This window comes from Pseudomonas sp. FG13, from assembly GCF_057809755.1.
The window spans coordinates 1-18970 of the sequence record NZ_JBMDKO010000014.1 but is presented as its reverse complement, the minus strand read 5'-3'; the positions used below and the strand labels follow the sequence as shown (position 1 = coordinate 18970).

Annotated in this window: 10 protein-coding genes; 3 read left to right on the top strand and 7 right to left on the bottom strand. The window is 60.3% G+C overall.

All coding sequences use genetic code 11. The features are described from left to right. Positions 1 to 181: 181 nt before the first annotated feature. From ACODTO_RS13725 to ACODTO_RS13715, 3 genes are all read right to left on the bottom strand, one after another. Complete coding sequence (locus ACODTO_RS13725; RefSeq protein WP_489106580.1) at positions 182 to 2338, bottom strand: autotransporter outer membrane beta-barrel domain-containing protein; 2157 nt, start codon at positions 2336 to 2338, stop codon at positions 182 to 184. A 208-nt stretch (positions 2339 to 2546) separates the two neighbouring features. Beyond that, the gene (locus ACODTO_RS13720) at positions 2547 to 3383 is read right to left on the bottom strand and encodes an amino acid ABC transporter permease (RefSeq protein WP_139641307.1); all 837 of its coding nucleotides are present in this window, start codon (positions 3381 to 3383) and stop codon (positions 2547 to 2549) included. Next, positions 3380 to 4201 (bottom strand): ABC transporter substrate-binding protein, encoded by an 822-nt coding sequence (locus tag ACODTO_RS13715; protein ID WP_175385407.1) that lies wholly within the window; start codon positions 4199 to 4201, stop codon positions 3380 to 3382. Before ACODTO_RS13715 ends, ACODTO_RS13720 begins: the two co-directional genes overlap by 4 nt. A 113-nt stretch (positions 4202 to 4314) precedes the next feature. Between ACODTO_RS13715 and ACODTO_RS13710 the strand changes: the two genes are divergently transcribed. Continuing rightward, on the top strand, positions 4315 to 5214 hold the full coding sequence (locus tag ACODTO_RS13710; protein ID WP_175362292.1) for a homocysteine S-methyltransferase family protein: 900 nt from the start codon (positions 4315 to 4317) through the stop codon (positions 5212 to 5214). Between the two features lie 233 nt (positions 5215 to 5447). Continuing rightward, positions 5448 to 10400, top strand: a complete 4953-nt coding sequence (locus tag ACODTO_RS13705; protein ID WP_489106579.1) for an OTU domain-containing protein — start codon at positions 5448 to 5450, stop codon at positions 10398 to 10400. A 58-nt stretch (positions 10401 to 10458) separates the two neighbouring features. Here ACODTO_RS13705 and ACODTO_RS13700 read toward each other — a convergent pair whose 3' ends face one another. Genes ACODTO_RS13700 through ACODTO_RS13690 form a run of 3 tightly spaced genes read right to left on the bottom strand, consistent with a single transcriptional unit; the run spans position 10459 to position 12237 of the window. Further along, complete coding sequence (locus tag ACODTO_RS13700; protein WP_024777843.1) at positions 10459 to 11136, bottom strand: GNAT family N-acetyltransferase; 678 nt, start codon at positions 11134 to 11136, stop codon at positions 10459 to 10461. A 10-nt stretch (positions 11137 to 11146) separates the two neighbouring features. Next, positions 11147 to 11593 carry a GNAT family N-acetyltransferase gene (locus ACODTO_RS13695; RefSeq protein ID WP_053192030.1) on the bottom strand — a complete coding sequence of 149 codons (447 nt, stop codon included), beginning with the start codon at positions 11591 to 11593 and terminating at the stop codon, positions 11147 to 11149. A gap of 2 nt (positions 11594 to 11595) precedes the next feature. Then, positions 11596 to 12237, bottom strand: a complete 642-nt coding sequence (locus ACODTO_RS13690; RefSeq protein ID WP_139641302.1) for an FMN-binding negative transcriptional regulator — start codon at positions 12235 to 12237, stop codon at positions 11596 to 11598. A gap of 100 nt (positions 12238 to 12337) precedes the next feature. Between ACODTO_RS13690 and pdxR the strand changes: the two genes are divergently transcribed. After that, complete coding sequence (gene pdxR / locus ACODTO_RS13685) at positions 12338 to 13963, top strand: MocR-like pyridoxine biosynthesis transcription factor PdxR (RefSeq protein ID WP_464709995.1); 1626 nt, start codon at positions 12338 to 12340, stop codon at positions 13961 to 13963. A 40-nt stretch (positions 13964 to 14003) separates the two neighbouring features. Here the strand turns inward: pdxR and ACODTO_RS13680 are convergent, their stop codons facing one another. Beyond that, a complete protein-coding gene (locus ACODTO_RS13680; protein WP_489106578.1) occupies positions 14004 to 18617 on the bottom strand; it encodes a dermonecrotic toxin domain-containing protein in 4614 nt (1537 codons plus the stop codon). Positions 18618 to 18970 lie beyond the last annotated feature (353 nt).

Genomic DNA, 18970 nt, shown 5'->3' with positions numbered 1-18970 from the left:
ACCTCGGGGGGGCATGTGCTCCCCTTTTTTTTTTGCGCAAATGCCTGCCCCACACCAAACCTCTGTGGGAGCGAGCCTGCTCGCGATAGCGATGTACCAGCCGCCATCGATACTGGCTGACCTGACGTCATCGCGAGCAGGCTCGCTCCCACACGACTTTCCACAGCCTCTCCTTAGGCGATCAGAACATCATCCGCCAGTGGCCCATCAGCGCCTGGTTACGATTGTCGTTGCCTGTTTCACCGCTATAGCCCAGTCCCAGCGTATGCCAGGCTGAAACAGCCAGGTCCAACCCCGCTTCGACGAGCAAGCTGTCGCGGTCCAGCTCGGTGCCTTCCACCCGATAGGTACTGCCGCCGCTCACCAGGCCCTGGCGAGAACGGCCGGTGACGTCGCCGTAGAGGTGTTTCCAGCCGACATTCAGGCGAGGAGTCCATTGCATACCGCGATCCAGGGCAAAAGGCCGGGCGAGGCGCAGGCCCAGGTGGCTGCTGTAAGCGTCCTGGGTCTGGCCATGGACCTTCAACGCAGCGTACCCGCCTTTTTCCTGATAGCGGTCACGTTGATAACGTTGGTAGCCCAAATGGGCATAGGGTTCGATCTCAAGATGAGCGAGGTCGAAGCGGTAGCCCATCTGTCCAAAGACCTGTTGCGTGTTGGCATCGTAACGACCCTTGAGGCGATCACTGAAACCATTGAAGGCCACGTGACGTTTGGTACTGCCGTCATGGTCGCCATGAACGGCGCCCAGCCGCAGCGCCAGCGGGCCATCCTGGCGCAGCGCGTATGCACCCAGGTACCAACTGTCGAGTTCGCCGTCGAAGCGGTGGCCGTCCAGCCGCGTCTGCGTCTTGCTGCCGATGATGCCCAGGCGCCATTCAGGGCTGACCGTCCAATCGGTCCCCAGCATCAGCCCCGTTGTTGAATGCTTGAGGGCATCGCTTCCCCATTGCCTACCGACAACGCCATTGTTGCCGATGGCCTGGACCCAGACCTGACCGTCGACAGGCTCGCTCTGCGGTTTTCTCCGGGCCATGACCGAGAGCATCCCGGTGCTGATCGGAGCGCTGCTGCTCAAGGTAGCGTTGGCGAGGTTGGCGGTGTCGTAACCCGTGAGCTGGTCGATAGCGTCGGCAGCCGTGAATATGTTGGTGCCCAGTAAAGCGTTGATGGCGGCGTTGGGCTTTGCGGCGGGTTGGGCGGCTGGCAGCGGAGCGGCAGGCGCTTGCGCAACGGCCGCAGTTCTCGCTGGCTCGGAAGCTTTGGGTGCTGGGGCTACAGCAGGCGCTTGCACATCGGGTGGCGCAACCGATTCAACCGGCTGTGGCTCGTCGATGTGGGCTGCGAATTCGCGCGCGTTTTTGGTAGCCGCTAGCGACTCAATCGGAACCTCGTTCCGGGCATAGGTTAGATTGACCTGTGTCTCCAGGTAACGGGGCGTCGCAGTCATGAATGCGAGTTCGCTGATGACCTGTCCGAATTCGCCTTCGACCCTGGATGCGTTGATAACGGTATGTTCGTTTGTACCGACATATTCGCCCGGGGCGGCGTTGATTTTCAGCGTGGCGTTATCCAGGGTCGCGATTCCCCCGACCGTGATCGTGGCACTGCCTCCCTGGGCGTTGACGCCGTAGACGAGCTCAGCACCTTGCGCCAGCCTGAAGTCCTTGGCAATGAAAGGCGCACCCATTGCCGGACCGACTTCCAACAGTCCTGCCACATCGAGGCTCTCCACCGTTCCGCTGCCGCTGAACCGGGCTGTTTCCGCCACAACGACAGTCCCAGCGGTGCCCGGGTTCGTCATGTGGGCATTGGGCCCGACAAATACGCTGCTGGTGACAATGCCCTGATTATCGAAGCCGCCCAGAACGTGTACCTCACCACCGAGATGCCCGGTATTGATCAGCTTGGCTTTCGGCGCAATCAGGCTTCGGCCATCGAAGCCCTGGGCGTTCGACCATTCCCCTCGCTTGACATGCAGGTCCTGGAAATTGCGTACCTCATCCAGCTTGCCCCCTGACACGGTGTCCAACTGCAGGACATTGATTCCGCCTCCGCCGTCGACAAGCCCCATGAGCTTGCCGCGTCCGCTCACGATGACCAGATCGTCGTCGCTGCCCGTTTCCAGCGCGAGCACGGTCCTGGTGACCCTGGTGCGATTTCTCTCCGGTGCACTGGCGAACGCCTTGAGGCGGGCTTGTACCTGGGCGGTGGTTTCCGGGGGTGAGGGCAGGGCGTCATTGACGATTGGCTGAGCCATGGAGACATCGGCGCAACCGAGCATCAGGGCAATCGCCAAGGCAAGGTATTGGAGTGGATATGCGTGTTGGTCTGGCATTGAATGCGGCCTCTCATGAAGGGAGTCCGCACTTTAAAAACTCACTCTGGAGCGCGATGCCGGCTATGGCTGTGCCTCTGGCGAGAGATCGCGACGAAGCCTGTAGGCCGGTCGCGTCTTGAGCAAGGCCTCGTCGCGTCAGCGCTCACGGTACGTGGCGTTGCCCTACATCACTCTCGGAACGGTCCGTTTGACAGCGATGGGGCTGTCAACTGCGCTTGAGGTACGCCTTCCCATAATGCCGCTCCATGCGCGCCTGGATCAGTTCCAGTGCGATGGACATCAGCCAATAGATGATCGCCGCCGTGGTGAGCATTTCGATGTAGCGATAGCTGGAGCGGCCATAGGATTGCGCGAGGAACATCACCTCCCAGACGCCCATCACCGAAATCAGGGAAGAGTCCTTGAGCATGGAGATGAACTGGTTGGTGGTCGGCGGGATGATGGTGCGCATGGCCTGGGGCAGGGTGACGCGCCAGAAGATCACTGTCTCGCTCAGGCCCAGCGCCAGCGAGGCTTCGCGTTGGCCTTGGGGGACGCCGACGATGCCGGCGCGGAAAATTTCGCTCAGGTAAGCGCCGTAGTTCAGCGACAGGGCAATGATCCCGGCGGTGACGGCGCCTGGGACCACCCCCAGTTGCGGCAAGCCCAGGTAGATCAGCAGGATCTGGATCAGCAGTGGCGTGCCACGGAAGAACGACGCATAGAAACTGGCAATGCCGAACGCCACCGCGCTGTTGGACAGACGTGCCAGGGCGGTGATGAAGCCCAGCAATGACGACGCGACGATCGAACACAGACACAGGAACAGCGTCAGCACCGCGCCCTGCAGAAAGCCGTTGGGTGCCAGGTGCAGGCCGATCAGGTTCGGCAACTTGTCCAGGATGATCGAGAACTTCAGGTCGAAGCCCAGGAAAAAACTCGCGAACAGCGCCAGCATGACCGCCCAGGTCAGGTACAGCCGTGTGCGAAAACCGAAGATTTTCTTCAGGCGCGACTCAGCCACCGGTTGCGGTGGCTGGGAAGGGGATGGAAAAGAGGTCATTGAGTGATGTCGGCGCCGATCCATTTCTGCGAGAGTTTGCTCAAGGTGCCATCTTGTTTCAACTGGGCGAAGACTTCACGCACCTTGCTGTCCCACTGGGCATCGCCCTTTTCGATGGCCACCGAGTTCGGTTCGGAGTACAGCGGCTCGCCGGCCAGTTTGAAGCGTTTGTCTTCGGTCAGGCGTGGCTGTGCGGTCACCAGATTGGTCAGCACCGCGTCCAGGCGTACCCCGGCGCCCAGGCCCAAGTCCTGGAAGGCCACGTTGTCGGTGTCATACGGGGCGATCTGTACGTTGTCGAACGGATAGCTCAGTTGGGTATCCTCGGCGCCTTCGATCACCAGGTTCTTGTTCAGGTAACTCTCGTAGCTGGAGGCACTGGTGAGGCCGACTTTCTTGTCGCTCAAGTCCTTGGCGCCGTGGATCCGGTCGTCCTTGGCGTTGACCACGATGACCGCCGGCGAGGCGTAATACTGCACCGGGAAATCGAACACTTCGGCGCGGGCCTTGCTCGGTGTCATGGAGCAGATGCAGATGTCGTAGCGCCCGCTCCAGTGTCCGGCGGCGATCACGTCCCAGGACGGCGTTTCCAGGCGCAGCTTCACACCCAGCTTCTGCGCCACGGCTTTGGCTACGTCCACATCAAACCCGTCGAGCTGGTTCTGATCGTTGAGAAACGAGAAGGGCGGATAGCTTTCCATCAATACGCCGACCAGTTCTTTTTTCTGCTCGACACGGTCCAGCGTGGTACCGGCGAAAGCTTGCGAAGCGGCGGCCAGCAGAGTCAGGCCCAAGGCCATCAATGGTTGAAGTTTCATGTAGGGCCCTGGCTGAAAATACAGGTTGTGGTTAACTGAAGAGTGCGTATTAAATAGTTATAAGAACAACTCCGGTAGTGAGTTATTTTCATAAGCTTATGAGTGAATCGTATATGGGCTCAGCAACGACAGTCATTCTCGACGGCGGCATGGGCCGCGAACTGCAACGCCGTGGCGCGCCGTTCAGGCAGCCCGAATGGTCGGCGTTGGCCCTGAGCGAAGCCCCGCAGGCCGTAGAGGCCGTGCACGCGGCCTATATCGCCAGCGGCGCCAATGTCATCACCAGCAACAGCTATGCTGTCGTACCGTTTCACATTGGCGAAGCGCGCTTCGCCGCCGAAGGCCAGGCCCTGGCAGCGCTGGCCGGCGAACTGGCCCGGCGGGCGGTGCAAGCTTCCGGCAAAGCCGTGCGGGTTGCCGGCTCGCTGCCGCCGCTGTTCGGTTCCTATCGGCCTGATCTGTTCGATGCCTCCCGCGCCAGTGAGCTGTTGTCGCCTCTGGTAACCGGCCTGGCGCCCCATGTCGACCTGTGGCTGGCCGAAACCCAAAGCTCGACGGTGGAAGCGAAGGCGATTCATGCCGGGCTGCCCCAGGATGGCAAGCCGTTCTGGCTGTCGTTCACCCTCAAGGACGAAGACACTGATGAAGTGCCGCGCTTGCGTTCCGGCGAGCCGGTGGCGGAGGCTGCGGCCGTTGCGGCCGAACTGGGCGTCGAGGCGCTGCTGTTCAACTGCAGCCAGCCGGAGGTGATCGGTGCTGCGATCGATGCTGCCCGGCAAACCTTCGAGCGCCTGGGGGTGAAGATCCACATCGGCGCCTACGCCAACGCCTTCCCGCCGCAACCCAAAGAAGCGACCGCCAACGACGGGCTGGATCCGCTGCGTGAAGACCTCGATCCACCGGGCTACCTTCAATGGGCGGCGGACTGGCAGAAACGTGGGGCCAGTCACCTGGGTGGTTGCTGCGGAATCGGCCCGGAGCATATTGCGGTGCTGGCGCAGAAGTTGGTTTGAGCCTTTAGCGAATCATCAGCTGATCGATTGTCATCGCGAGCAGGCTCGCTCCTACAGGGGAAATGCATTCCCAATGTGGGAGCGAGCCTGCTCGCGATAGCGGACTTCAGCTGTCCATAAATATCAGCTTACGTTTCCCTCCCAGTTCCACTGCCCTCTATACATATGTACGTCATCTCGGGACGAACAGCGCGATAAGGTCCGGACTCTTCAATCAGAACCGGACCATTGAGATGTCGATTTCCCCCAAGGATGAACCGGGTGTTGCGTCACCTATACCGCAATCAGAAACGATCAATGCCCAGGCGAAGGAACAGCTCAGGCAACTGGACTTGCTGGACACCCACCAGGTACAGCTGACCCTGCTGTTCGCAGCCGTTCCCACCTTCGACAGGGTGATGGGCGCGCTGCTGGTCGGCCTGCTCAAGACCAGGATTCCCGCCAAGAAATTTCGTGCATCGCTGCTTCCGGACATCGAACCGGATCAATGCTATGTGAGCCGCTTCACCACGGGCCCGGACGGTGGGCGCATCCTGGCCGCCTCGGACAGCTTTACCCACGTCATGCGCAACTGTTTGCTCAGCGACACGGCGCCCGACTTTTCGAAGGGGGGCGTCGGGTTCTTTACCCGTCCGGATTCCCTGGAGGAGGCCGACAGCGTCTTTGCCGGCCCGCTGGATGAGCACACGTTGCGGGCCATGGAAGCCGTGTTCTATGTGGCCCATCCAGCCACGAATGAACGGGTGAAGCGACAGTTCCGCGACGAACTGGAGCTCTTTCGTCAGCGCAAGGGCTGGGAGGTGTTGCCAGGCGTGGCGGCGTCATCCACGACCGAAGTCGCCCTGGCGCAGTTATTGTCTCGGCGCTTCCTGCATCTTTTCGACCTGTACAAAGCCGATCGGGATCCTGCCGCTCGACTCAGCCAGGGTGAGCGAATCCAGCAAAGCGATGAAGATCGCCTGTTGGACATCATCACCACCCATCCTTCCCAGGCGGACAGAAGTCGCCTGTTGCGCGCACCGGTTCCCCATGTCTATGCGGTCAGGCTCGATAGCGGCGCCGCGCAGCCGCAAAAATGGCCTGCCGCGATGGTGGTCAAGTTTACCGACCGGCCATCGCTGTTCCTGTATTCCCTGGAGCATGGGCTTCAGCGCTTCAACGCTTTCCAGGACCTGGTCAGACAGGTATTTCCCACCCTTGAGGGCCAGGCGTGCAAGATCCAGGACATTTCCGTCGAACTGTCCGGGCATGTTTTCGAAGTGGCGGCGGCGGATCTGCTGCAAATGCAAAGTACGGCGCTGGAGAAAGTCCTGGATGCGCCAGGAAACGCAACGGTGACAGTGAGTGACTTTGCCCGGCAAACGGAAGATGCCCTTGGCTTGCCCCTGTTGTCACTGGCCGGGCCACTGGCGGCCCGTCAGGAAACCTTGGTGGAAAACCGTCGCCCCGGTTTCTACAAGACCGCGACGTTTGCCGAGCGAGCCCACTATCGCCGCCTCGAAACAAAGGTATTCGAGGCCGTCTACACACTGGGCAGCGGTGTTCCGACCCTGGTGCAGTTCGCTCGCCAGAAGATCAAGCAGTACCTGCAGCAAACCATTCACCCGCGCATCGACGTGGACCCGGACCAAACCCTGGTCAGGCTGTTCTACGGTGACCGGGCCAGCCCCAGGCAGTCCCGTACCAGCAGCTTGACCCAATTGATGCTCGACAATCTGCGGCCACGGCAATACCCGAACGCCATGCGCGAAGTGTTGGCGGTCTACCTTCTCGATCAACACGGTCAACGGATCCGCCATCCGGAAAACGGTTTCCTGATCACGGTGACTGGGGGCGAACTGGCCAGGATGGCGACGAGCCTCGATGTCGGTGGCAATTATGAAATCCTGCTGCGCCAGCAAATGAATGAACCTCGGTACAAGGCGGCTTGGCAGGCGTCGTACCGGGCCCACCTGGAGTTCAAGGGCTATGAGGCTGCACTCAGGGGCGACACAGTGTTCCAGGCCAGAGTGACGGATCCGGTTGCCAAGCCAGCCCATCCGCGAAAACTGCTGGCTAGCTGGCTGGAGGCGGTCCTGCAATCACCCACGGCGGCGAATCGGGCCTGGGTTGGCGGGCACAGGGTCCATGTCCATGGTCTTCTCCTGGGGGGCAGTGTCAGCGCGCAAGGTGGTACACCGCGCAACGCGCTCGGCATCGATGGTGTGCTGATCTTTTCAGACCAGCTTGGGCCGGACATCAAGGGCACCGTGGGCGTGTATTTACCGGACAGCCCCCAGGGCCATGACCTGCAAGAGTTTTCCGACCTGAGCGATGGCATTACCGGGCTGCTGCAACAGGAAGAATGGCGAGCGTATTTCCGTTCGCGCATTTGCGCCCTCGATCCAGAGGAGATAAAGCGCGCCTTGGGGCAGCACCGCGGTCGGCCCCTGATCAGTGGCGTCTTGATTACCGATGATTGGCTTGAGCGCTTTCACCGGGCCCACGTCAACTTCCACAGCGCATACGCGGATCACCGCTCCAACAGCAACCGGGACATCGGCCTGCAGACCGTCGCGCGGCTGGTGATGATGACGGTTGAAATTGTCATGGACCTGGCCGGCCTGCTGTTGATCCCCGGTTTCCAGATGCTGACCCGTGCCGTCAGGACCGGCCTTTTGGTGGTCAGGACCGGTGCCGTGCCAACGAATACGACGACACTGGCGTTCGTCCATGCGGTGGCAAACACCCGGAAGGCTGTCGGCTTCGGTGGCGTGAGCGTCAACGTGCGAGGGCGCTCCTCTTTCCTGGCGATAACGGCTCGCCAAAGCCAGGCTAAAGCGCCATTTGGATTGCCCTTGGAAGAAACGCTTTATCGGCGCTATGCCGTGGCGGATAGGTCGGTGCTCCGGGGAGTGTCAGCGGATGCCCAGGGCTTTTATCGCCCCACGATCACGAACAGCGTCACGGGGCGCTCTGCTCGCCAGGTGTATGTGCAGCAACCCGATGGCACGGTATTCCGGGTCCATGACCATACGTCGCTCAAGGCCATCGAGGCCACCATTGTCGACCCGGCGACGGGCTTGAATATTCGCTCCAGTGGCGTGATGAGGAGCACGGTGGCCCGCGCGCCCGATGGGCAGTGGCATGCCGTGGGCTTTGGCCTGGGCGGAGGGGGCAAACGCCCGCGCGGAGGACCTCCCCAACCGGGCCCGTCAGCCCCTAAGCAACCTTCGACATCGCTTCGCGCCGTGGCCGATCTGATCCGCACGTCAAACGAGTGGGACGTCGAGATCATGGATCTGGTCCCGTCACTCATCACCCGCCTTCCAAGCTGGCCGCAACATCGCAGCTTGTTGATCGTGGATCAACGGCGTGGACGCCAGGACTGGTCGATACGCTTCACCCCCGGGCAAGAGGAAAGCGGCTATCCGACGGGCGCGCATCCGCTCAGGTCCAACACTGACGTGGTGCTGATACGCACCGGTGAAAATCATTACACCTTAAGGTTGGCTGATAACACTGACGTCACGTTCGATGCCGACGGCAATTGCTTCTTCAATGCCGTTGCCCGGGGACTGAACGAGGGGCAGCCCCAGCCAACGTTTTCGATGCAGGGGCTGCGCAATGAAACCGCCGCTTATATCGATCTACACCCGGAGATGAGTCATTACCTGGTGTCACCGCCCACCGGTTTGCAGCAGGCGCTGGCGGATAACGCACGCTCCCTGGAGAACTTGTTGGGCAAGGCCGCTGTGTATGACGTGAGTCAGATTGTCTATGGCACGCGCAACCCGCATAACCTGTTTCGACCGTTGGTGCATTTCCTGAACCTGTATGCCGACGACATGGTGCGCAGGACCTTGAACCAAGCCCGGAAAGCCGACTTGCCCCCCGAGATCCTGCAACACATCGGTAGCTACTTGTCCCCCCGGGCTCCGGGTCGTCCGATACTGAGCAGCATTCCTTACTACATGCAAAGCGATCGATCCGTGCGGACCTTCTTCGAGGACACGCTACTGCGCCCCGTCGAAAGCTCGGAGATTGAAGAACTGCTCAACAATGAACACCTCATGTTCTCCCAGGACGTGATTCATATCATGCTCGAATACGGGGTCAGGGCCCGAGAGTTGACCGATCACCATCCCAAGAACAGTCTGGCATATGTCCTCTACGATGACGCTCTGCATGGTCATCTCGACGATACGCAGCTAGAGGAGCTGCTCAATGGTGCCTATCTGGTGGATCGTGATGATTTGAAAAAGGTCAAGAGACGGTACGAGCAAGAGACCGGCAATGCCATGGATGACGACTCGGAGCTGTTGGAGCAGCACATTTATTACGACCGTGCCGAGGACCTGGCCGACCTGCTCACCGTGGCGCTCGAGCGATTTCCTATGTTGCAGACGCGGGCAAATATTCTTCTCAAGTCCCCGGTGATCGCTTCCAACCTGGGTGGCCTGTTTCCCGTGAGTCTGCTTTCACAATGGATACGCAACCCGAGCATATCCAACATGCGACTTCAGCTCATCGGCGATTATGTCAGTAGTCGTTATGACGAATTGACGAGGTACGCTGGCGTCGATATCAACTGGATGCGACCGTTCGATGACTGGAACCTGAACAGTCTGTTCACGCATCGGCAGGCTTTACTGGACTTCTTCAACTTTCTCCAGGAGGTCCGGTACTTCAAGGACAGTGACCTGTCGGCTGTCGCCAGGTTGTTCACTGCGCCAGGGCAGCGGCTTTCCAACAGCCGGGTGGCGATCCTGTTCAGCAGGCCGAACCTGTGGATGTCCATTCGTGCCATGCGCGGGATCTCGCGGGAAAGCGCCAGGGCCATCTGGCAGGATTTGACGGGTCCGGCATTCAGCGACAGCAATATTCGCTTCACCCTGGGGCGGCCCGGCTCGCTCAACAGCGAGTCGGCTTTCACGGAGGCGTTGATAGACAGCCTGGTCAATGAAGAGGCCCGGGCGCATCAGTTGATCATGGGGTCGTACACCATGAGCGAAAGACAGGCCCAGTACTTTCTCCATAATTTCGATTTCTCGCAGAGCCCGGCGGGGCACAGTCGGCTGGATTTCGCCAGCTACGTGAGCGCTCATGGATCGATACCGCAATGGGCCTGGCCCTATGCCCGAAGTGCGGTGACGCCCGAGGTGCTCAAACCCTTCCTGGCCACCCGGAAACCGCCTGAGTCCTGATAGCTTGCCTTGATCGATCGCCATCGCGAAGGGATTCGCGGTGGCGATCATCTATCACTCACTGCGATGAGCGACATTCCGCCAGGCTACGCACCTGTCCGTTCTCGCTTTGATTCTCTTCACTGAGCCATTGCTCGAACGCCGCGCCGATGGCCGGCCATTCCGAATCCAGCATCGAGTACCACGCGGTGTCGCGGTTCTGTCCCTTGACTACCATGTGCTGGCGGAAGACGCCCTCGAACGTGAACCCCAATCGTTCGGCAGCGTATTTCGAGCGGGCGTTGGCGTTGTTGCATTTCCACTCCAGGCGTCGATAACCCAAAGCGAAGGACTCTTTCGCCAGCAGGTAAACCGCCTCGGTGCTTTTCGGCGAACGTTGCATGGAAGCGCCGAACGTCACATGGCCGATCTCGATGCGACCCTGGGCTGGCACGATGGACATCAGGCTGAGAATGCCCTGCACCTCGCCATTGGCGCGGTCGATCACCGTGAAGAAGTATGGGTCGATGTTCGCGGCATGATTACCCAGCCAGGCATCGAACGCCTTGCGCTCGGAAAAGGGGCCGTAGGGCAGATAGTCCCAGAGTTTCGGATCGGCCCCGGGGCCTTCCAGTGCTTGCCACAGACCGTCGGCGTGCCGTGCCGGATCGAGTTTTTCCAGGCGGATGAAGCGCCCTTCGATCAACTGTGTGAACGGTGCCGGAACCCCTTTCCAATCGGCAAGTGAAGTCAACATGCGGCGCTCCTTACAAGGCTTTGCGAAATTGGATGAAGCCGGGACGTTCGGCGATGCGCTCGTAGAGCTGGATCGCCGTGGCATTGGTTTCATGGGTCAGCCAGTGCACTTTGCAGCAACCATCGGCCTTGGCGGTGGCGTAGACGTACTCGATGAGCTGACGACCGACGCCGGTGCCACGGCTCTGCTCCGTGACCAGCAGGTCCTGCAGGTAACAGGAATTCTCGATGCTCCAATTGGACCGGTGATAAATGAAGTGCACCAGGCCGATGGCCGTGTCGCCGCGCCAAGCCAGGGCCCCATGGGTCGGTTCGCGCTCATCGAGCAAGCGTTGCCAGGTGCTTTGGCTTACCGCATCTGGCAGTTCGGTGTTGTAGAACCTCAGGTAGGCCTGCCACAGCGGCAGCCACGCGGCGTGATCGTCAGCGGTAACAGGGCGGATCTCGATCTGGCTCATGTTCATTCCTTGGTCGAAAATTCGGACATCAGGCTCGCGACGGCATGGTCCTGGGCATTGTGGCTGGCGGCCAATCCCTGGCGCACACCCGCTGCGTCGGCGGGAGCGCGGTTCTGACTGAGTTTGCGTTTGCCTTCCAGGCGCTGGATGGGCAGGGCGAAGCCGACGATGGCCTTGAGCATGCTGTCGATGTACTCAGCCGGCGCATCGTCGATGCGCCACGGCTGGGCCCGGCCGCTTTCGTGGCGGTCGGTGAGGGCACTCACCAGGTTGCGCAACCGATGGGCATCATTGAACACCTCGGCGCCGCCATAGGCGTGTACGGCCTGGTAGTTCCAGGTTGGCACGACTTTGCCATGTTCGGTCTTGCTGGGATAGAAACCCGGGCTGACGTAGGCGTCGGCTCCGGCAAATATCACCAGCGCCTCGGCCCCGGATTCCAGGTCGCGCCATTGTGGATTGGCCCGGGCCATATGCCCGTAGAGGCTGCCGTTGGGGCCTTGTCGGGTGTCCAGCAACAGCGGCAGATGGCTGGCCTGCAAGCCATGCTCGCCATGGGTGACCAGCAAGGCCAGGCGACACGCTTCCATCATCCGGTGTAATTGGGACAGGTCTTCGACGGCAAAGGCTTTGGGGTTGTACATGACGATTTTCCTTGGCGAATGCGAGCATCCTAGGCAGGCTATTGGTCTGTTGTAAGAGCCACTTAAGACCAATTCGATAGGTCCATTTGCGAGGGTTGTCATGAGCAACGTCGTGCCGCCGCTGTCATTCAACCCAGCGGGAATCGAGCTGGACCGTCGTCAGGGGCTCAGCCGCCAGCTTTACCAGGCGCTGCGGGCGCGGGTGCTGGATGGACGGCTGGGCAGCGGCACCCGGCTACCGGCCAGTCGTGACCTGGCGGCGGCGCTGTCGATTTCTCGCAACAGCGTGGTCCGGGCCTACGACCAGCTCTATGCCGAGGGTTTCATTGAAGGGCGGGTAGGGGACGGCACTTACGTGGCAGAGCTGTCTTCTCTCATGCTGGGCCGGCCTCATCGCGAGCAGGCTCGCTCCCACATTGGAATGGGTACCGCCGGGGAAGCGAGTTTGCGCGCGAAGAGGCCCGGAGAGAAAAACATATCCACAAAAGTGTCCACAGGGTTCTCAACAGGCTTATCCACTGGGTTATCCACAGATTGGTTGGATTTGCCTGTGATTTCATCCAGTAAAGTTATCCACAGTGGTGCGTTGGATCGGGTCGAAAAGCACCATTTACCAGCGCCTCCCAGTGGTCCGCCACGAGCGTTTCGGGTGGGCGTCCCGGCTTTCGATCTGTTCCCTTTCGACGTCTGGGCCAAGCTGAACGCGGCTTTCTGGCGCAAACCGGACTTGCAACAGCTGTGCTACGGCGACTCCCAGGGCGATGCCCGCTTGCGTGGGCTGATCGCAGCATATTTGCGTAGTTCCCGTGGCTTGCACTGCACGGCTGAGCAAATTGTGATCACCAGTGGCGCGCAGCAGGGCATCAGCCTTTGTGCACAGTTGCTGGTGGACCCTGGAGACGTCGTGGCAGTGGAAAACCCAGGCTACCGCGCAGCCGGGCATGCCTTTGCCGTGGCCGGTGCCGACGTGAGAGGCGTGCCGGTGGACGGTGAGGGCCTGGATTGCAGCGCGCTCGCCTCGTTGAACCCTTGTCGACTGGCCTACGTGACACCGTCCCACCAATACCCCACCGGGGTGGTGATGAGCCTCGCGCGGCGGCTGGAGTTGCTGGCCTGGGCCGAGCGTAATGACGGCTGGATCGTCGAGGACGATTATGACGGCGAGTACCGCTACAGCGGCGCGCCACTGGCGCCGTTGGCTGCATTGGATCGCCAGGGACGCGTGCTCTACGTTGGGACGTTCGGCAAGGTGGCGTTCCCGGCCTTGCGTCTGGGCTACCTGGTGCTGCCTCCCGGCCTGGTGGACGCCTTTGCCCGTCGCCGTGCGGTGGATGTGCGCCACTCCGAAGTCAGCACCCAGGCGGTGATGGCCGAGTTCATGGCGGCGGGGCATTTCCAGCGTCACATCAGGCGTATGCGGCGGGCCGCATTGGCGCGGCGTGATGCGCTGCTGGCGGGCTGGCCAAAAAATATTGCGGGTGTCGGCGCCATGCCGACCGTCGTGGCCGGGCTGCATGTCACGGTGCCGGTGGACAGTGTCGAACGTGAGCGTGAACTGATCGCCCAGGCGACTGCGGCAGGGGTCGAAGTCAATGGCTTGAGCAACTATTGGTTGCCCAGCGCCACCTCGCCGGTTCGTGGCGGGCTGGTGCTGGGTTTTGCAGCCGTGCCACCCGCGGCAATCGCTGCCGCGTTGGCGAGCCTGGTGAATGTCTGGAAGAGCTGAGGCGTGAAGGCCGGGCATTGGAGGATGCCCGGCTGTGCATTTATGGTCGCGTTTTTCTAAAGAACACGTCCTTGGCCTGATCCACGGCGATTTCAGCGCGATAATGGTCGATCAGTTGGCGTTGGGTGAGGGATTCGGTGTCGGCGATGACGGTGGTCCTGTGATTGGCTTGGGCAACGGTTTTCAGGCGTGCGGAAAGGAACGTGTAAGCGGGTACCCAGTTTGTCGAGTAACGGAAGTCTGCAAACCAGAGCGCTTTACCGGTTTTCATGTCCTTGATCTCGTACCGGTCGAGGAAGCCATAGGGCGGATACTTGATGCGTTGCCGGCTCTTCTGTTTGGTGATGGAAATCAGGTTCCGACTTTTAAGCCATATGATGCTGCTCATGGTCGGCGGACGTTGTTTGATGACATTCAGAACGGTTTCGAACCCCAGGACATAAAGGGCGCTCGCTTCCTTCTCAAGCTGCGTGCGCAGGGTCTCGGCCGAGCGTCGCTGCTCTTGCGGCAGTTCGAACGTTTCGTTTGAGGTCACGCCTTGCGCCTGGTCGAGGGCCTTCTTGATGGCCGCGCTGACTTTCTCCATCCTGCCTGCGTGGGCATTGAGGATCATCCCGATGCCGGCAGGTGTCTTGCTGGGCTGGTTCACGGTTTCCTCGATCTGTGCCTTGAACGCCGCCAGCCCGTTGATCAGGTCGTTGCCCTTCGTGATGCTGATGTTCAAGGCCGGGACGGTGGAGGTCGAGGCGTCGGGTTTCATATGCGGGATCCATTCGCCGGTTTCCTTGCGATGGAACGTGACGATGATGTCTCCCGAGAACGGATTCTTCACATCGAGCCAATCGGTTTCCTCCATCGATCGGGATAAACGCGGCTCGCCGCTGACCAGGCCCCAGAAGCGCGCCCGGATGAACTTTTTCCTCGGCCTGGGGCGTTGCTCATACGGGGAACCAGCGTTTCGCCGATCTCTTCTCTCGTCGAGGGCGGTCGCCAGATGACGCAACGTCCATTGTTCAAGCGTAGCGATCCCCGTGCGCAGTCGGGCGAGTTGGGGCTGACGCACGCTGCTCTTGTACTCGTTACTCAGGTAGTGGAGGTGTTCGTCGATGGCGGCGAACTGCTCGGCCAGGCTACCGAATGCATCGATCCGCTCATCCAGCCGGATCACGCTGCGCTCATCGATGGCGTCGCGCAGGCTTTGGTACGCGACCGTGGCGTTATCGACAACCTGGTTGAGCGCTTCCCAGCCTTCGGGCATCGACTCGACACTTTCCAGCGTCAGGCACAGGTGACGAAACATATCGATCTTGATCAGGCGAAGGTCGGCGGCCGTATAGATCGGCATCTTCTTACGGTGCCGCCGGATGAATTCGAAACCTTCATAGCCGACGTTCTTCAGTTCGGTGAAGCGCGTCTCCATATAGTCCAGGCGCTCGATCATGTCGTCACCGACGCTGACCATGCTCTCGGCGGCGTCAATGTGCTGTTGTTCCAGCACCTTCACCCCGGACGTGATCAAGCCTTTGGCTTTGTCCAAGGCCGGAATGAAGCGTTCCTGGAGAGCTTCCAACTCGGCGAACGTGAAGTTGACCTGGGCGTTCAGGTAACCAAGTCGGGTGCGAGGGTAGTCGGGCCTTGACTGGAAAAGTGGCCATTCCATCAAAGTTCTCAACGCTTGCTCGTAGTTTTCTCGCTGGGTTTTCAGCGTGGCGACATACACATCGCGCTTGATTTCCCTGGCCGCGCCCGACGCTTCGTCCATTGCCTCGGCCTGCATCGTCAGCGCTTTCTGGTTCTGCGGCTTCTTTGCTTCGAATTGATTCAGTGCAGCTAGCAGATCGATCCGACGCCGCTGTGCGTCGGCGATGACTTTCTGCCTGACACCTTTGGACCCGCCACCGCGTATCCGCAGACGTGTGTCGATGTGCCATTTGCCGTGGGCATCACCCATCAGGGGAGGGCCCTCGCGGGCGGGATTTTTTCCGTCGACGATAGAGACCAGCTCGCCTTCGACCCGTACCTTGAACCACTTGCCGGCCATTTTTGCGTGCCAGTCCCCCGTCTGTTCGTAGAGTCCCTTGAGCACGCCCTCGGTTTGGAGCTCTCCCGGATCTGCGGGTTCATCGATGCTGAAGGTGTCGATGAACTGTGCGCTTTCCCGCGATCTGCCCATCAAGGCGCCAATGGAACGGATGGTCTCGTAGTGCTCGGTCGGCAGCGACGTACTCGGAAGCGCTCCGAGTTGCTCTATCACCAGTTTGTGTGGGGTTTTTGGCAGGTTTTCCAGTTCGCGCACCTCTGGCGGGGCTTTTACCCGATGAGGACTCCTGGCAGCCCTGGCGCGGTCGATGGCGTGGGTAATGATCGCCAGCGCGATGTTCAGCAGCAGGTCAGTGAATGCCTCCCACTTGGCCGGTCGTTCGGCCTCTGGTTTGTTTTGCATCAACGTGTCGACGTCGTCCAGGATTTGCCAGAGCCAGGCTGCGGTACCAACGGCGGTTCCCAGGTAAGGCAAGGTCAGGTTGAACATCAGCCAGCCCGCGCGTTTGAAGGTTTCCCAGCGATTTTCCTGGTTGGACACCGATTGCCGATCGGCCAGTTCGACCAAGGCATCGGCATTGGCCTTGAACAACTGTGGCAGGAAATCCGTCCCCAGGGTTTTGTCGGTCAAACTGACGGGACCGCTATAGGCCAAGGAGGTCAAAGGGTCGGTCACGAACGACACGATGCCCCAAGGGGAGGGCAACAGGTCCGGAAAAACCAATCGGCCGTAATCGTTACGCACCCCATCAGGCAGCCAGGCCAGCACCGATTGGCGTAACGAAGGGATTTGCCTGATCGCATACAACAGGTTGCTGAACGATGGGTACTGGCTCAGTTGCGGCTCCAGCATGGGCCGATACAGCAGGCAAGGCCCGGCGCTCGCATCCTCGGGGCCGATGACGAACATATTGGTCACGACGTCTTCCGAGTCGCCCAGTTGCAGTTCGGGTACGAAGGCCAGTTGGCGCACGACAATGGTTTTTCCATCCACCTTGCGATCGGCTTCATCAAGCTCCATCAGCGCGGCGACGTAGCGGTAACCCCTATCGTCCAGGCGTCCTTCCCCACGGATTTTGCATTCCAGCGCCAGCATTGGCAGCTGGATGCGCAACTGGGAGGTGTACAACTTTTCGCGGCGGCTCGACTCTGCCGGATCGTCGAGCAGTTTGCCCTTCACCAGCTCGAGGTAAGTGCGACCGATATCGACTTGGGTGATGAGGTTTTCGATGTACGCCACGGTCATCCACTCGGGCAACTCGTTCTCGCCCAGGGACTGGACGGCTTTGTCGCCCAGGGGAAGGGCGATCAGGTTCTGCAAGGCGAGCTCGACCAAGGTGAAGCGGGTGGTATCGATCTTTCCGGGCACGACGAAGCTTCCCCAGATAACGGGGCTGCGTACCTCGAACTCGATTTCATTCAGATCGAGCGTCGAGGCATCGGGGTGGTCCAGGACTATCTGTTTCTTCAGCTCGCTTAACGCGTAGTCCTTGATGGCAGGAATCCCATCCAGATAGGTTTTGCCGGCATGGGATTGATTGAGTATCGACAGGTTCTTCATGTACTGGGCAAACAGCGTCTGATCGGACGGCGAGGCCTCCAGCAACCAATGGGGCATCTGTCTCTGGAACCAGGCCACGAGCTCGTCCTCAGCGGCTTCTTCGCCGTTGACAGGGGGCTCGTAGGTCACCCAGGTCTGCGGGGAGGACCCGATGACCTTGACCTGCTCGGCAATCATCCCGCAGGCCTTGTGATCGAAAATGTTGCCGTCGGGCTCATACAGCCGCCACTGGATTTTGCGATAGCTGGCCGTACCGAAATGGTTCGGGAGGGATTGGCCCAGGGCCTGCCGTGAGGCGAACTTCTCGTAACCGTTGACGATCGAGTACTTGAGGATGACTTCCTTGCCTTCGATGGTGCCGATCAGGACCACGATTGAGTTGTCGCCCAGCCGTTTCACCTCTGGGCCATCCACCTTGTCGACGTCGATCAGATACGCGTGGGTGTCATAAGGGTCGCTCTCCTTGCGGTCCTTGCGGTCGGGGTAATGGAACAGTTGCCTGGCCATGTCGCACTCAGTCGTCGTCCAGCCCTCGATACGCCCGACGTTCCACGCCTTGCGCAGGGTGCTGGAGAGTTCATGCCAGCGTGGGCCGGACTCGCCAACGGATGCATTCCAGTACGCCAGTTGTTGCTCCTGACAGGCCGTCAACATGGCCGGCACCAGCTCATTGACCAGGCGCCCGATCTGGTCGATGCGCACTGGCAAATGCACACTCGGGGACGTCAGTGGTAGCTGGGTCAGGTAATGCAACCCTTCGATCAACAGCATCGGATCGCTTTTTTCGTTCACCAGGCCGGCCAGCATTTCGGCAAGGGTTTCATAGCGGGTCGGGCGTGGCACGATTTCGCCGTCGACAATGTCCCAGCTCGGTTCGCCGACCACTGTGTTGTGTGGGTCAAGGTTCAGCGTGGGGTAGAGTTTCTTGAGGCCGTCGCGCAGAAGTATGGACGCGACCTCCGGATACGTGGGGCCGGCGAGCAACTGATTCAATATAGCGTCCCTGGGGTTGGCGTCGGCCTTGGGGATCGTGGTGGTAGAAGTGTTTGTCATCTGAGTCTCCCTGTCTCGCGATGAATGGAATCCCGAAGTCGAACGCTTCGGGATATCCATGCTAGTGGTGCGAGAAACAGCGGAGGTGGTAACTATGTATTGCTCGTGTCGTTAAGGGCCTGGTGACGCCGCTCCCTGTGGGAGCGGGCTTGCTCGCGAAGGCGTCGGCCCATCCAACATCACGGGTAACTGACCCATCGCCATCGCGAGCAGGCTCGCTCCCACATTGGGATTGGTGGCGTACCCGATCTTCATGCACAACGCAGAACCTGTGGGAGCGAGCCTGCTCGCGATGACATCGGCCCATCCAACATCACGGGTAACTGACCCATCGCCATCGCGAGCAGGCTCGC